Source organism: Mesorhizobium sp. WSM4809 (genome assembly GCF_055811655.1).
The window spans coordinates 426002-440574 of sequence record NZ_JBVVQW010000002.1 but is presented as its reverse complement, the minus strand read 5'-3'; the positions used below and the strand labels follow the sequence as shown (position 1 = coordinate 440574).

Here is a 14573-nt window from a genome sequence, read left to right as displayed (position 1 = left end):
GATTATCCTTTGACGGCGCCCGCCATCAGACCGCGCACGAAATAGCGGCCGGCGAGCACATAGACGAGAAGGGTGGGCAGTGCCGCGATCATCGCGGCGGCCATGTTGACGTTGTATTCGACGACGCCGGTCGAGGTGTTGACGACGTTGTTGAGTGCCACCGTCATCGGCATCGCATCGCCGGTGCCGGCGTATGCCGAGGCGAACAGGAAGTCGTTCCAGATGTTGGTGAACTGATAGATGACGGTGACGACGAAGATCGGCATCGAGTTCGGCAGCATGATGCGGCGGAAGATCTGGAAGAAGGATGCGCCGTCGACCTGTGCCGCTTTGACCAGTTCGGTCGGGAACGCCTCGTAGTAGTTGCGGAAAAACAGCGTGGTGAAGCCGATGCCGTAGACGACGTGGACGAAGACGAGGTTGACCGTCGGGTTGCCGAGGCCAAAGCTGGTTCCCGTTGCATTCTGCAGCGTGACGCCGAAGCGGCCGAGGCTGCCGAGGATGGTCGCCATCGGCAGCAGCACCGACTGGAACGGGATGAAGCAGGCGAACAGCATCAGCCCGAACACCAGCGTTGCCCCGCGAAAACGCCATTTGGTCAGCACGTAGCCGTTGAGCGCGCCGAGCATTGTCGAGATCAGCACGGCCGGGACCACCATCTTGATGGAGTTCCAGAAATAGCCCTTGATGCCGGCGCAGGTGAGGCCGACGCAGGTCTCGCCCCAAGCCTTCAGCCAGGGATCGAAGGTCGGTGCCCTGGGCAGCGCCAGCATGTTGCCGTTCTGGATCTCGTCCATGGTCTTGAACGAGGTCACCAGCATGACGAACAACGGCATCAGATAAAATAGCGCAAACAGCGCCAGCAGCCCGTAGATGACGATGCGGTTGATGACCTTGACGTTGACGCCGCCAGAGGCCTGGCGGGCGGGAGTGGTGACGGCGCTCATCGCGGCTTCTCCCGCAGTTCCGAATAGAGATAGGGCACGATGATTGCGACGATGGTCATCAGCATGATCACCGCGCTGGCCGAGCCGACGGCCATTTCGTTGCGCTTGAACGTGTACTCATACATGAAGTTGGAGGGCAGCCAGGCCGAGCCGCCGGGGCCGCCGCTGGTCAGCGCCACGACCAGATCGTAGGACTTGATGGCGAGGTGCGCGAGTACGATGAAAGCCGACAGGAAGATCGGCCGCAGCAGCGGGATGACGATGCGGCGGTAAAGCTGGAAGGTGGTGGCGCCGTCGATCTGCGCCGCCTTCATGATCTCGCCGTCGATGCCGCGCAGGCCGGCCAGGAACATCGCCATGATGAAGCCGGAGGCCTGCCAGACGCCGGCAATGACCACCGTGTAGATGACGAAATCCTTGTTCTTGATCCAGTCGAAATGGAAGCTCGTCCAGCCCCATTGATGCAAGGTCTGCTCGAGGCCGAGGCCGGGATCGAGGAACCATTTCCAGGCGACGCCGGTGACGATGAAGGACAGCGCCATCGGGTAGAGATAGATCGGCCTCAGCACGCCTTCGCCGCGGATCTTCTGGTCGAGCAGGATGGCCAGGAACAGGCCGAGCGCCAGGCAGATTGCGATGTAGAGGAAACCGAAAATACCCATATTGGTTATCGACGTGTACCAGCTCGACGGCGGGTCGGTGTCGAAGGTCCAGCCCCACAGCCGCTGATAGGCGCGCGAGCCGGTCAGGACATAGGACGGGAAGGTCTTGGAATTGGTGAAGGACAGATAGATCGTCCACAGGATGAAGCCGTAGACGAAGACGATGGTGATGGCGAAGCTCGGCGCCAGCACGATCTTCGGCAATGCGTCCTGCAGGCGTGAGCGCACCGAGGCGCGTGGCCGCGCATGCTCCGGCGTCAGCTTGATCTGGCTTGTCGCTACCGTGCTCATGGGGCTCCTCCCGTCGACTCGCGGCCAACCAGCTTCGCGGATCTAAGTTCGCGGATCTGGGCCTTCCCCGCCGGAGCGGGGAAGGCATTTTTGGCGTGGCGCTTACTTGGCGTCGTCGATCGCCTTGACCAGCTCGGTCACGGCTTCGTCCGAGGTCTTGATCTGACCATGGACGAATTTGGAGACGACATCCTTATAGGCATTGGCGACCGCCGGGGGCGCGCCATAGCCCTGGGCCAGCGAGCCGAACAGCGTGCCGCCTTCGTTGGCTGCCTTCAGGTCGGCGATGCCCTTCTTGCCGCAAGCGTCGAAGTCGGTGTCCGGAACGTCGGTACGGGCCGGAACCGAACCCTTGACGACGTTGAAGGCCGACTGGAAGCTCTTCGACAGGGTGGCGGTGGCCAGCGCGACCTGGGCGGCCTTGCGGTCGTCCGGAACGTTGAACATGCCGAACATGTCGGAGTTGTAGATCACCGAGCCGTCGGTGCCCGGGAAGCGATAGCAAAGGAAGTCGGTGCCCGGCGTTTTCTTGGCGGCGTTGAACTCGCCCTTGGCCCAGTCACCCATGACCTGCACCAGGGCGTCGCCCTTGATGACCATGGCGGTGGCAAGGTTCCAGTCGCGGCCGGAGAAGTTGGGGTCGACATAGGTGACGAGCTTGGCCAAATTGTCGAACGACTTCTTCATCGTGTCGGACTTCAGCGACTCGTCATCGAGGTCGTTGAAGGCCTTCTTGTAGAACTCAGGTCCGCCGGTCGACAGCACGACCGAGTCGAACATGGTGGCTTCCTGCCAGTTCTGGCCGCCGAGAGCGAGCGGGATCACGCCTGCCGCCTTGGCCTTGTCAAGCAGGGCAACGAAGTCGTCGAAGGTCTTCGGCTCGGTGCCGCCGATCTTGTCCAGCACGGCCTTGTTGATCCACAGCCAGTTAACCGAGTGAACGTTGACCGGCGCCGCGACCCACTTGCCGTCATAGACCGAGAACTTCTGCAGGGCCGCCGGAACGGACTTGTCCCAGCCTTCCTTCTTCGCCGTTTCGGTCAGGTCGCCCATGACGCCGGCAGCGGCGTAGTCGAGCACGGTGTAGCCGAGCATCTGCGAGGCGGTCGGATAATTGCCGGCCGCGACCATCGCCTTCAGCGCGGTCATGGCGGCATCGCCGCCGCCGCCGGCCACCGGCACGTCCTTCCAGGCATAGCCTTCCTTGGCCAGATCGCCCTTGAGGACGTTGAGAGCAGCCGCTTCGCCGCCCGACGTCCACCAATGCAGCATCTGCACTTCCTTGACGTCCTCGGCGTGGGCCGCGAAAGCCAGGCCGGATGCGAGAGCGGTTCCTATTAGCAGTTTGCGCAACATGTACTACCTCCCTTGTTGCATTACACGACCGGTGAAGCCCACCGGGTTCTTCTCAACTCAGCCGACCCACCACCCGGTGCGCAGGCCGCGATGAAACTGGATTGTCTTTTCCTCGGTATAGTCCTCGACGGCGCGTTTGCCGAGTTCGCGTCCGAGACCGGACTGCTTGTAGCCTCCGAAAGGCAGCTCGGGATAACCTTCCATGAATGTGTTCACCCAGACGGTTCCCGAACGCACTCCACGCGCGATCGACATGCAAGTGTCGATGCTGGCGCTCCACACGCCCGCCGACAAACCATAGGGCGTGTTGTTGGCGATGTGCAACGCCTTTTCAATCGATTCAAAAGTCAGCACCGAGAGCACCGGACCGAACACTTCCTCGCGCGCTATGGCCATCTCCTCGGTAACGCCGCGGATGATGGTGGGATCAAGATATTGGCCGACATTGGAGGCCAATTGCTTGCCTCCGCTGTAAACCTGGCTGCCGTCGCCTTCAGCGGCAGAAACATAGCCGGCCACCTTCTTCAGATGGTCGGACGAGATCATCGCGCCGACCTTGGTTTGGTCATCGAGCGGATCGCCGACCGTAACCCTGGCGGCAAGCGCCTTGACGGTGCTGAGAAAATCGTCGGCGATCGCCTCATGAACGATCAGCCGGCTCCCGGCATTGCAGCACTCGCCGGCATTGAAGAAGCCGCCGAACACCGCCGCATCGGCGGCCGCTTCGAGGTCGGCGTCCGGGAAGACGATCTGGCCGTTCTTCCCGCCGAGCTCCATCGAGACTTTCTTCAGCGACTGCGCGGCGGACGCCATCGTCATCTTGCCGACGCGGGTGGAGCCGGTGAACGAGACCATCTCGACCAGCGGGTGGCTGACCATCGGCGCGCCGACATCGGCGCCAAGCCCGGCCAGGATATTGACGACGCCGGCGGGCAGGCCGGCCTGCATCAGGATATCGCCGAGCACAAAGGTCGAGGCCGAGGTCATTTCGCTCGGCTTGACCACCGCCGTGCAGCCGGCGGCGAGCGCGAAGGGCAGTTTCTGGCTGACGATCAGGAACGGGAAATTCCATGGGGTGATGATCGAGACGACGCCGATCGGCTCGCGCAGGACGACGCCCAGCATGGCATCGCCGAGATTGGCGTAGGATTCACCATGCAGCGTGCGGGCAAGCGAGGCGGCATAGCGCCAAATCTCGACGGCGCCGCCGATCTCGCCGCGCGCCTGGGCGATCGGCTTGCCCGATTCCAGTGCATCGAGCCGGGCGATCTCTTCCAGCCGCGCCTCGATCAAGTCGGCCGCCTTGAGCAGGATCGCGGCACGCTCGGCCGCCTTCATCCGGGGCCATGGACCGGTCTCGAACGCCTTGTGGGCGGCCTGCACAGCGGCTTCCACTTCGGCCACGCCGGCCTGTGCGTAGTGCGAGACGGTGAAGCCGTGGCCGGGGCTATTTCGAGCAATCGTGCGGCCGTCGCGGGCATCGACATGCTTGCCGTCGATCAGCAGTCTGTACGCTTTCGGCGCCGCGGACGCATCGGCCGGCATGGCGATCTTGAGTGGGGCGTTCATCTGTTTTCCTCTAGGATCTCGAAAAGGCCGGCTTCTGCTTGGCCTTGAAGGCGTCGACGCCGGCCTTGAGATCTCCGGTCAGGGCGATGAAGCCGCTGGCCAGCGCTTCGGTGGCGGCGGCACTTTCCTCGCCTTCGGCGACCGCGATCATCAGCTTGGCGGCTTCGGTCGCCAGCGGGCCGCGCTCGGCGATCTTTTCCGCCCACGCCCTTGTTTCGTCGTATGCCTTGCCAGTCGCGACCACCCGGTCGACGATGCCCAGAGCGAGTGCCTCGGGGGCGAGAAAGATCTCGCCGCCGAGCGCCATGCGGCGCACCGTCTGCGCGCCGAAGCGGCGCACGGCGCGCTGCGTGCCCGACCAGCCGGGTACGACACCGATCGAGGTTTCGGGGAAGCCCAGTTTCACCTGTGTTTCCGCCACGCGAAAATCACAAGCCACAGCCAGCTCCAGCCCGCCGCCCAGTGCATGGCCCGACAAAACAGCGATGGTCGGCTGCCTGAGCCGCGCCAGCCGGTCGAAGACGCGGTGGCCGTAGCGTACCCATTGCACCTGGAAATCGGCGGCACTCATCCGCGCCCAGGCCTCGACATCGCCACCGGCGCAAAATCCCTTGCCTTCGCCGCGCAGCAGCACGACGCGGACGCCCTCGGCCATCTCGGCCGCGTCAAGCGCCGTCTCCAACGCGCGCAGCATCGGAATGTCCAGCGCGTTGAATTTCTCCGGCCGGCGCAGCGTGACGACGCCGATGGCGCCGTCGGTTTCAAAGGTGACGAGGTGCTCAGCCATGCGCGCCTCCAAGCGAGGCGCCGCCATTCAGCGACAGGCCTATCGGTTGCTCCTGATAGAGGGCTGCCGGTGTCGTCTTGAGGTCCTTGGCAATGCCCAACAGAATTTCCGACTGCGCCAGCACATCGCGCTGCAGATCGATGCCGGGTGCGAGTTCTGTGACGACCAGGCCCTCCGGCGTCAGCCTCATCACGCAGCGTTCGGTGACATAGGTGATGTCCTGTCCCTGCGCGACTGCGCGCTTGCCCGAAAACGAGATGTGCTCGACTTCGTTGACCACCTTCTTGACCTTGCCCTCCTGATCGATGCGGATGCCGCCATCGGCCAATGAGAGTTTTGCCCCGGCGTTGAAGAAGCCGGAAAACACGATCTTCTTCGCTCGCGCGGTGATGTCGACAAAGCCGCCGGCGCCAGCCGTGACATGCGGGCGCGCCGAAAGCTTCGAGACATTGACCGAGCCATGGCGGTCGATCTGCAGGAAGGACAACAGCGAGGCGTCGAAGCCGCCCGCCTGGAAATAGATGAACTGGTGCGGCGAGGGCATGAAGGCGTCGGCGTTCGACGAACAGCCGAATTTGAAGTCGAGCAGCGGCACGCCGCCGACCGCGCCCTGTTCGATCACCCAGGTAATCTTGCCATGCTGTCCTTCCTCGAGAAGGATGCGCGGGACATTGGCGGAAATGCCGAAGCCGATGTTGACGGCCATGCCGTCGCGCAACTCCATGGCGACGCGGCGCGCGATCACTTTCTGGACGTTCATCTCCGGCGTGCGGAAGCTCGACAGCGGCCGGAAGATTTCTCCGGAGATCGCCGGGTCATAGGGTGTCAGCGTCGTCTGCAACTGGTCGGGCGCGACGACGATATGGTCGACCAGGACGCCCGGCACGCGCACGTCATGCGGTTTCAGCGTACCGTTTTCGACGACGCGCTTGACCTGCGCGATAACGATGCCGCCATTGTTACGGGCGGCGAGCGCCTGTTCGAGGCCACCGAGATAGGCGCCCTCATGCTCGTAGGTGAGGTTGCCGCGCTCGTCGGCTGACGTGGCGCGGATGATCGAGACCTGCGGCACGATGGAGCGGAAATAGAGCCATTCCTCGCCGTCGAACTGCTGCACCGAAACGATCGGCTCGCTGGCGGCGGCGTTCATGGCGCAGCCCTGGTGGCGCGGGTCGGCGAAGGTGTCGAGGCCGACCTTGGTCAGCACGCCCGGCCGCTTGGCGGCCGCTTCGCGGTGCATGTCGAACAGGATGCCGGACGGCACGTTGTAGGCGGCGACCGAATTGTCGCCGATCATCTTCCAGATCTGCGGCGGTTCGGAAGAGGAGGGGCCGGACGGGTAGGAGCCGCACAAAGTACGCTTCAGCAGGCCGGGCTTGGCCAGATGGTCGATGCCTTTGATGCCGTACATGTCCCCGGCTGCGATCGGGTGCAGCGTCGTGATGTTCTTCGGATGGCCTTCCCCGTCGAAGCGTTCGCCGATCGCGGCAAGCACGGCGTCGGGGCAGCCGAGGCCGCTCGACGACGACACGGATACGACCATGCCGTCCTTGATCAGGCCCGCTGCCTGCGCTGCCGAAACGACCTTGCTCAATTCGTGCTCCCCGAACCGGCCGTCCTGTTTCGGGTGCGGCGATCCGGGCCACAGCTTTCCCTGACGACCAGATTGACCGCGCCGATATGGTCTTCGGCGCGTGTGGTGCGCGACTGGATCATTTTCAGCATGACATGGGCGGCGCGTTCGCCGAGGCCGGCCGAATCCACCGCGACGCTGGTCAGAGCCGGCATGTAATGTTCGGCCTCGGCCACATCGTCGAAACCGACGATGGCGAAATCAGTTCCCGGCTCAAGCCCGCGCTTGCGCAGCGCCAGCATGGCGCCAAAGGCGACAGCGTCGTTGAAGCAGAGCGCCGCGGTCGGCGGTTCAGCCATAGCGAGAGCGGTTTCGAGGCACGCGATACCGCCTCTGCGGCTGGTCTCTCCCTCGACGACCAGTGCGTCGCGGTCGGAGATGCCCTGCGTCTCGCAGGCTTCGCGAAATCCGCCAAGCCGATCGTGATAGACCACCAGGTCGGACGAACCGCCGAAGAAGACCAGCCTGCGATGTCCCTTGCCGATCAGATGGGCGGTGGCGAGATAGGCGCCGCGATGATTGTCGGGCGCGATAACCGGAATACGGCTCTCGGGAAGCCGGCGCATGGCGAAGACCACCGGCAGACCTGCCGTCTCGATCCGCCTGAAGGCGCCCGGCGTCGTGCCGCGAGCCGGCGACACGATGAGGCCGGCGACGCCTTGCTCCATCAACGACTTCAGCACTTCTTCCTGGCGTACCGGATTTTCCGCCGTGTTGGCGATGAACGGCACGATGCCCGCCGACTGGAAGACCCGCTCCATGCCAACCGCCAGCTCTGCGAAGAAAGGATTGGTGAGATCGTTGATGACCATGCCGATCACATTGGAGTGCGCCTTGCGCAGATTGGCGGCGCCGCGGTTGTAGACGTAACCGACATCCTCGATCGCCTTGCGCACCTTGCTCGCTGTTTCGGGCCGGATCAGCCCGCTGCCCTGGAGCACGAGCGATACCGTCGATTTGGACACGCCTGCTTCGCGGGCGATGTCGAATATTGTCGCCTTGGCCCGGTTGGCCATCCAGATGCATCCTCCCCGAGTGCAGGCCCAAAGTTATTGGAACGTTCTAATCTCTGCTCCGCTCGTAAGTCAATCGGGATTTTTCCCGCGCCTCGAACGCCGATTGTGCGTACTCAAATGGCTTGCCCCACAAGGATTTGTGTTGCAATGCAGCATTCTTCCTGCCGTGGAGCCGGAATCTTAAAGGTTCTTGATTTATTGGAACGTTCCATTTAGTAGCGTTGAGAAGGGAGAGATCGATGGACATTTCCTTGCCTGGTGAGGGTGGCGGCAGCACCCGGTACACGCTGGTTGGCGAGCCCGTGCAGCCTGACATCGGCGCGCGATTTTCGCGTATCGCCTATGCCGCCGCGCACGTCGTTGCCGATCCGCTTGCCATGACCGATCCGTGGTCCAGGCCGGTGGTCGACTGGGACAGGACGATGGCGTTCCGTCACCATCTGTGGCGGCTGGGCTTCCGCGTCGCCGAAGCGATGGACACGTCGCAGCGCGGCATGGGTTTCGACTGGGCGAATGCACAGGAATTGATCCGCCGTTCGATCGCCGAGGCGCGTACCGTCGATGGCGCCGATCTCGCCTCGGGTGCCGGGACCGACCATCTGGCACCCGCCGCCGCCAGGACGCTGGACGATGTGGTCACCGCCTATGAGCGGCAATTCGCTTTCATCGAAGGCTTGGGCGGCAAGGCGATCATGATGGCCAGTCGGGCACTGGCGGCTGTGGCCAAGGGGCCGGACGACTATGTCAGCGTCTACGACCGCATCCTGTCCCAAGCATCCGGCAAGGTCATCCTGCACTGGCTGGGCGACATGTTCGATCCGGCGCTCAGGGGCTATTGGGGCAGCGAGAATTTCGAGACTGCTCTCGATACAGTTGTTGCCATCATCGAACGCCACGTTGGCAAGGTGGAGGGGATAAAAATCTCGCTGCTCGATGCCGGCAAGGAGGTCGCGCTGAGGAACCGTCTGCCGGACGGCGTCGTCATGTTCACTGGCGACGATTTCAATTATCCCGAACTGATCGCCGGCGACGAGAAAAGACACTCGCACGCACTGCTCGGTATTTTCGACGCGATTGCGCCGGTCGCCAACGCGGCGCTGTCGAAACTGGCGGAGGGTGACCGCGCCGGCTATGACACATTGATGGCGCCGACCGTGCCGCTATCGCGAATAATCTTCGAGGCGCCGACCGAGTACTACAAGGCCGGCATCGTCTTTATTGCCTGGCTGAATGGCCATCAGGACCATTTTGCGATGGTCGGCGGCATGCAGTCGGCGCGCGGCATCCGTCACTATGCCGACGTGTTCCGCCTTGCCGACCAGGCAGGATTGCTCGCTGATCCCGATCTGGCGGTGGCCAGAATGAAGAGCCTTTGCACCGTCGCGGGCGTTTGATTTCGGGAAAGTGGTTCTCATCATCGACGTGACAGGCCAGGAATGCCGGATGTCCCTAGAGCAATTCCAGGAAAAGTGTGAAACGGTTTTCCGTCCGGAATTGCGTAAAAACAAGGAGTTAGAGCGGGTCGCCGTTTCCGTGAAACGGTGAACTGCTCTAACGTCTTCGCCACAGCCAAAAAGGCGCGATTGCCTCGTCTGGATGAAAAATGGGCTTGGCCGCCCTTCCCAGATCGGCAGGTGGCATCCCTGCGGGATCATGATGCGTCAGGTCGAGAAGCAGCGGCCCAAGCCGATCCGGATCGACAGTTTCGGCCGACATGGTGTGTGGCTTGTTCTCGTGCGCAACAAGCCAGTGCAGCGCCTGGACCAGTCCCAGTCCCTCGGCTGTCTTGTGCTGCCAGAGATTGTCACCAACCGAAGACAGGACACGGGCCAGCGACGTCCAGCCTTGCAAGGTAAACATGGCGTAGTGCCTGGGGCGCGTGCGGGACAGTTCCCTGGGCAAGGAGCCGTCGGCTGCGATCTGGGTCGCCAATCTCTCCCGAGCATAGAGGCTGATCTTGGCCAGGGTGGCGCTGTCGCCAAGAAATGTGGCGATCGATGCCCGCTGCAAATCGTAGTACGTTCCTTGGTTGCTGCTGCTGCAGAAGGCCGTCGCGGCTGCCGGCGCGGTGTCCAGCCATTCACAGTAGGAACCGAGCCAGGCTCTGAACGCCTCGCGATCCTCGTCGCCCAGTACTCCTGTTCGCTCGATCAAGCGTACGGCATCCAGGAAGAAATAGAAATCCTTCAGCTCGATGATGCCGTAGCCGGCCCCTTCATTGTTGTCGTGGCCCGACCGCACCTGCGCATAGCGCAAATGCGGGTTCATTCTTGTCTTGGGATCGACAAACCATGCGCGAATGAGCCTCGCGGCGTGGACGGCGTAATGACGTCCATCAAGCACGGTTGCGGCGAGCGCAAGCACGGTTGTGTCGTCGAAGACGCGCTGTAAACGTGTGCGATCGTAGGTTTCGCTTCCTGCTGCATACAATGCCGTGCCGGGCACGCGTTCGCCATCGCGCCTGATATAGGGCAGGCCATCGGGTCTGTCGGGGTCGGGCCACCAGTAAGGCGCCGGGTGAAAATAGTCCTGGGGATCCCCGCTGGGGGCTCGGCCAGTCTTGTCGAGCACGCTGAATGGACCGCGGGCGAGTGCCTGACCGGCCGCGGTTTCGAGATAGCGCAGGATGGGTCCGTCCTTTACCGCGTGGGCGAGGGCGTCTTCGTCATAGAAAGCCAGGCGGGAGGTATCAAGCCGAGCGGCGACTGCCTTGGCGTCACATTGATCGACCATATCGACGATCGCCTGGTCGCGGCTGACCAGACGCGCGACGAAGCCGGCCTTGCCGATCTCCAGATGCGAACGTCCTGAATCCAGGCGCGCCACCCAGCCCGCTTTCTGGAGCAGCCCGGCATCCGCTGCCCGGACCGGGCGTGGAAAATCCCAGGCGTCGTCGCGGTAGCGATCCCAGGGGCCGGGAACTGCCAACCGCCACAGCATCTCGATTTTTGGCCGCCTTCCGTAGCCATAGTTTTCGTCGAACAGTTGCGTGGTATCGGCTCGAAATATGATCTGCGGCTCTTCCTCGGCCGGCGGCTGGAAGCTCTGGTCCAGCAGAAGCGCATTGTCGACAATACGCGCCATGGGCACCACAGCGTAGGGAAGGTGCGGGTTTCTCTCGATCGCGGACCGTATCCGCTGGAACGCAGAGCCTGTCAGGTAGCAGTTCCCGTCCCAGGGCATCAGCCATTTTGCCCTGCCGCGGGCAATCGCGAGCGCGGCGTTGCGAGCCCCATTGTTGTTCATCACATAGAGGTTCTTGCTGCGGCGGATGTGCGTTTCGTAACGCGCGGACTTTCCGCTCGCCCGGCCCTTCTCTGAGAATCTGAGGTCGCCGGCAACAAGCTGGTCGACGTCCCAGGATATCTTCCGGTACGCATCGAGTTCGAAGGGGATTGTGTGAAAATTCTGACGGCGGCTTTCGAGCAGGCCGATGATCCGGGCTTCCTCGTCGGTGTCGACTATCCGATTGACGATCCAGAATTTTTCGCAGGCGTCGAAGACCGGTTCGTTGTCCAGAATGAACAGCACGTTGTCGAATGACTGGCCCTTGCGGTGTCGCGGTTCCAGATCATTGCCGATGATCCGGACGAGCATGAAGCTGTCGGCAATCTGCGAGATCGGCGACGCCGTGTAAGTCTCGCGGGCGGCTTCGATCCGCTTGCCGAGTTCGCGTCGGTATTCAGCGTTCTGCTTTGCGGAAATGAGCGCGTTGCCCAATGTCGACCACGGCGACTGCAATTGCGTGCGCACACGGTTCAGTTCGCGATGTATCTTCGGCCAAGGCGACAGTTTTTCCCTTCTGGACTGTGAACTCATGACGGCACGCAAGGAGACCCGATCACCGCCTCGGGAATGCGCGCAGTTTCGCCAACCATTCCGCCTTCGACCCTGGACCATTTCTGAGTGTGAGGCGACCAAGCCCTGAATTGTCCAACGCGATCAATCATGGAAAACGTCTCTCGCCTGCAATGTTGCGAATGTCCTGTTACGGTTCTGCTGCATCGGTCACGGCAGGTTGCAGGCAACGCCGACAAGACAATGCGATAAATCAAATCCGAAAACCACATAGCATGGCAAATGCCCCGGCATCGGCGATGCGCCTTCACGCGAAGGCAAGCTCGCAAAAAGATTCCGCCGGTGATCGCAATTTTCTTGTGAACCAATTTCTCCCGAGGCGCGACCAAGCGATGTGTCCAAACATGGTCCATCAAGGAGAACGTCTGATGTTTACTGTTTCAAGAAACGTCCTTTTGGCCGCCATCGCCGTTTCGGTGCTGGCCGGCTGCAAGACAACCGCTCCCAGGGAATGCGACAAGCTGAAGCCCGGCGTCACCTACAACGGCAAATGCTGCGGCATCGGCGAGCCTTGCCGTGAAGGCAAGGGCGGCGGCGACAGGCCGGGAAATACGCCTGATCCAGAGCCGCAATGATCTGATTGCCTGTCGCCCTTCCCGGTCAGCACCGGGACGGGCGCACAGCTTTCCGCGACGGCGTTTGCGTCCGGCGTCCGGTCTGTCAGGACCGGGTTGCGAAACTCGCCGGCGCCGCCCACGACAATGGTGAAACGGCAAATCTCAACGTCAGCTTGTGGCGGCCATTCACCGCATATCACCTCACGGCCCCAGCTCGTCCGTCCTGCGTTGTTGAACCCGACAACCCTTTGCTTACTAATTTTTCGGTGCTTGTCGGCTGCCCCCATGCGTGCTTACTTGTGGTTGTTTTCATTCCGGGGATACAATCATGCGTTTTCTACTTGCTGGCGTCGCCATGCTGTCGTTCGCCGCCACCGCGGCTCTGGCTGATCCAGCTTCGGACTTCAAAAGAGCCGATCAGGCGTTGAACCAAACCTTCAAGCAAATCCAGAAGCGGCTTACGGATGATTCCGACGGCAAGGCACGGTTGGTGAAAGCGCAGAGAGCGTGGATTGCGTTCCGCAACGCCGAATGCACGTTTCAATCCAGCGGTGACGATGGTGGCTCCGCGGCGCCGATGGTTGCCGCTGCTTGTCAGGCTGAACTGACCAAGGCTCGCACCAGGCAGTTGAGGGCCTACCTGAACTGCCAGGAGGGTGACCTCTCTTGCCCGGTGCCATCAGAATGATCTGGAGTGACAAAATGCCGAATTTCAAGATGAGATATGTGCTGATCGCGCTTGCGCCGTTGGCGGTTGCTGGTTGCGTCAGCGCTGAGGATCAGCGCGCAATGGATCAGCAACAGTGCGCTTCTTACGGCTACAGGCCTGGAACCAACAGGTTTGCCGACTGCATGATGCAACAGACTTCACAACGTTCAGAAGACGAGCAGCGCTCATTGGATCGCATGGCTGCGCAGGAACAGAGAGACAAGGATCGCAAGGAAGCGCGTCGAAAGAACGACAGCTACATCGACCCAAGGCCGAGTTACGACAAGGACGGCAATCCGAATTTCGACACTCAAGGCAATTACCAAGGGTGTCACGGCGCGGGATGTTTGGTCGACAATCCAGACAATGGCGATGACGATGACCAGTAGGCTGGCTTCGCAAGGCTTGCCCCGATAGTCCGGCCTCGACCCAATCGAGAACCGTTCGCCAAGCTCAAGCACTGCATGCGGCGTTGCGCCAGGTGCAGGCTATAAGTCAACCTATGCGAACTTCTCTACCTCTGGGGAACCAGCCGGGAAATGCCGATGCAAGATCTGCTTGTCTGGTTGGATGGTGGGCGTGACAGGGATTGAACCTGTGACCCCTGCAATGTCAATGCAGTGCTCTCCCGCTGAGCTACACGCCCATCCGAAGCCGCGCATACACCATTTTTGATCCAGCGCGTCAATAGCAGGAAAAAGGAAAGAAGGCGTCGTCTCGCCGCAGTGGCGAAGAGTGCGGCGCCTCGGCTAAAAACGGCTCAGGCCGCCTGCAGCATCTTTTCGACCTCGTTGACGAGGTCGCGCAGATGGAACGGTTTCGACAGCACCTTGGCGTCTTTCGGCGCCTTGGAATCCGGGTTCAGCGCAACGGCGGCGAAACCGGTGATGAACATGACTTTGAGATCAGGATCGATCTCTGTGGCGCGCCGCGCCAGTTCGATGCCGTCCATCTCCGGCATGACGATGTCGGTCAACAGCAGCGAGAACGGTTCCTCGCGCAGCCGCTCATAGGCGCTGGCGCCATTGTCGAAATCGCTGACCTGGTAACCGGCGCGCTCCAGCGCCTTGACGAGGAACCGACGCATATCGTCGTCGTCTTCCGCCAGAAGAATGCGTGCCATGATATCCCGTCCGAATCACCCGCCCGAGGTTGCCGTTGGGCAAGCCCGTTAACCATCCTGTATAT

13 protein-coding genes and 1 tRNA gene are annotated in these 14573 nt (G+C 61.9%); 4 read left to right on the top strand and 10 right to left on the bottom strand.

The annotated features are described in order from the left end of the window. Positions 1-2 precede the first annotated feature (2 nt). The 7 genes from AC0L24_RS06615 to AC0L24_RS06585 form a co-directional block, all read right to left on the bottom strand. Positions 3-947: a carbohydrate ABC transporter permease gene (locus AC0L24_RS06615; protein WP_023810088.1), complete on the bottom strand. Its 945-nt coding sequence runs from the start codon at positions 945-947 to the stop codon at positions 3-5. Beyond that, entirely contained in the window at positions 944-1900 is a 957-nt protein-coding gene (locus AC0L24_RS06610) for a carbohydrate ABC transporter permease (RefSeq protein ID WP_024502750.1), read from the bottom strand. The genes AC0L24_RS06615 and AC0L24_RS06610 overlap by 4 nt, the downstream gene beginning before the upstream one ends. Positions 1901-2002: 102 nt before the next feature. Then, positions 2003-3256, bottom strand: coding sequence for an ABC transporter substrate-binding protein (locus tag AC0L24_RS06605; RefSeq protein WP_127267247.1), 1254 nt, complete (start codon positions 3254-3256; stop codon positions 2003-2005). A 57-nt stretch (positions 3257-3313) separates the two neighbouring features. After that, the gene (locus AC0L24_RS06600) at positions 3314-4825 is read right to left on the bottom strand and encodes an aldehyde dehydrogenase family protein (RefSeq protein ID WP_473563573.1); all 1512 of its coding nucleotides are present in this window, start codon (positions 4823-4825) and stop codon (positions 3314-3316) included. Positions 4826-4835: 10 nt separating this feature from the next. Beyond that, positions 4836-5612, bottom strand: a complete 777-nt coding sequence (locus AC0L24_RS06595) for an enoyl-CoA hydratase/isomerase family protein (RefSeq protein ID WP_127809380.1) — start codon at positions 5610-5612, stop codon at positions 4836-4838. Next, positions 5605-7206, bottom strand: a complete 1602-nt coding sequence (locus AC0L24_RS06590) for an acyl CoA:acetate/3-ketoacid CoA transferase (protein ID WP_127809381.1) — start codon at positions 7204-7206, stop codon at positions 5605-5607. Before AC0L24_RS06590 ends, AC0L24_RS06595 begins: the two co-directional genes overlap by 8 nt. Next, positions 7203-8261 (bottom strand): LacI family DNA-binding transcriptional regulator, encoded by a 1059-nt coding sequence (locus AC0L24_RS06585; RefSeq protein WP_027037607.1) that lies wholly within the window; start codon positions 8259-8261, stop codon positions 7203-7205. The genes AC0L24_RS06590 and AC0L24_RS06585 overlap by 4 nt, the downstream gene beginning before the upstream one ends. A 239-nt stretch (positions 8262-8500) precedes the next feature. On the opposite strand from AC0L24_RS06585, the gene AC0L24_RS06580 reads away from it, so the two are divergent. Next, complete coding sequence (locus tag AC0L24_RS06580) at positions 8501-9655, top strand: dihydrodipicolinate synthase family protein (protein WP_127809382.1); 1155 nt, start codon at positions 8501-8503, stop codon at positions 9653-9655. Positions 9656-9812: 157 nt separating this feature from the next. Here AC0L24_RS06580 and AC0L24_RS06575 read toward each other — a convergent pair whose 3' ends face one another. Then, positions 9813-12080, bottom strand: coding sequence for an alginate lyase family protein (locus AC0L24_RS06575; RefSeq protein WP_473563572.1), 2268 nt, complete (start codon positions 12078-12080; stop codon positions 9813-9815). Between the two features lie 407 nt (positions 12081-12487). On the opposite strand from AC0L24_RS06575, the gene AC0L24_RS06570 reads away from it, so the two are divergent. From AC0L24_RS06570 to AC0L24_RS06560, 3 genes are all read left to right on the top strand, one after another. Beyond that, positions 12488-12694, top strand: a complete 207-nt coding sequence (locus AC0L24_RS06570) for a hypothetical protein (RefSeq protein WP_127267240.1) — start codon at positions 12488-12490, stop codon at positions 12692-12694. 310 nt (positions 12695-13004) lie between these two features. Then, a complete protein-coding gene (locus AC0L24_RS06565; protein WP_127272393.1) occupies positions 13005-13364 on the top strand; it encodes a lysozyme inhibitor LprI family protein in 360 nt (119 codons plus the stop codon). 14 nt (positions 13365-13378) lie between these two features. Next, a complete protein-coding gene (locus AC0L24_RS06560) occupies positions 13379-13774 on the top strand; it encodes a hypothetical protein (RefSeq protein WP_292680867.1) in 396 nt (131 codons plus the stop codon). Positions 13775-13956: 182 nt separating this feature from the next. Here the strand turns inward: AC0L24_RS06560 and AC0L24_RS06555 are convergent. Both AC0L24_RS06555 and cpdR read right to left on the bottom strand, forming a co-directional pair. Further along, positions 13957-14031: transfer RNA gene (locus AC0L24_RS06555), tRNA-Val, on the bottom strand. A gap of 114 nt (positions 14032-14145) precedes the next feature. Continuing rightward, positions 14146-14508: a cell cycle two-component system response regulator CpdR gene (gene cpdR / locus AC0L24_RS06550; RefSeq protein WP_006199474.1), complete on the bottom strand. Its 363-nt coding sequence runs from the start codon at positions 14506-14508 to the stop codon at positions 14146-14148. Positions 14509-14573: the final 65 nt, after the last annotated feature.